Origin of the sequence: Streptomyces sp. DT224 (genome assembly GCF_049844595.1) — a bacterium.
Lineage (GTDB): Bacteria > Actinomycetota > Actinomycetes > Streptomycetales > Streptomycetaceae > Streptomyces.
The window spans coordinates 1-347 of the sequence record NZ_JBNCLI010000054.1 but is presented as its reverse complement, the minus strand read 5'-3'; the positions used below and the strand labels follow the sequence as shown (position 1 = coordinate 347).

1 protein-coding gene is annotated in these 347 nt (G+C 72.9%); it reads right to left on the bottom strand.

The annotated features are described in order from the left end of the window. Positions 1-347 (bottom strand): beta-ketoacyl synthase N-terminal-like domain-containing protein (locus ACLQ2N_RS36005; protein ID WP_425820013.1); only part of this gene is annotated, 347 nt, incomplete at both ends.

Here is a 347-nt window from a genome sequence, read left to right as displayed (position 1 = left end):
ACACCGCCGGCCAGCGCGAGGTCGCACTCGCCCGAGCGCAGCGCCTGCGCGGCCCAGTGCAGGGCAACCAGCGACGAGGAACAAGCGGTGTCGACGGTGACGGCCGGGCCCTCGAAGCCGAAGGTGTAGGAGACCCGACCGGTGACCAGGCTGCCGCCGCTGGTCGCGGCCGGCGCGGTGCCGAGGCCGTAGTCGTGGTACATCACGCCGGCGAAGACGCCGGTGCGGCTGCCACGCAGCGAGGTCGGGTCGACCCCGGCCCGCTCCATGGCCTCCCACGAGGTCTCCAGCAGCAGACGCTGCTGCGGATCCATCGCCAGCGCCTCACGCGGCGAGATCCCGAAGAA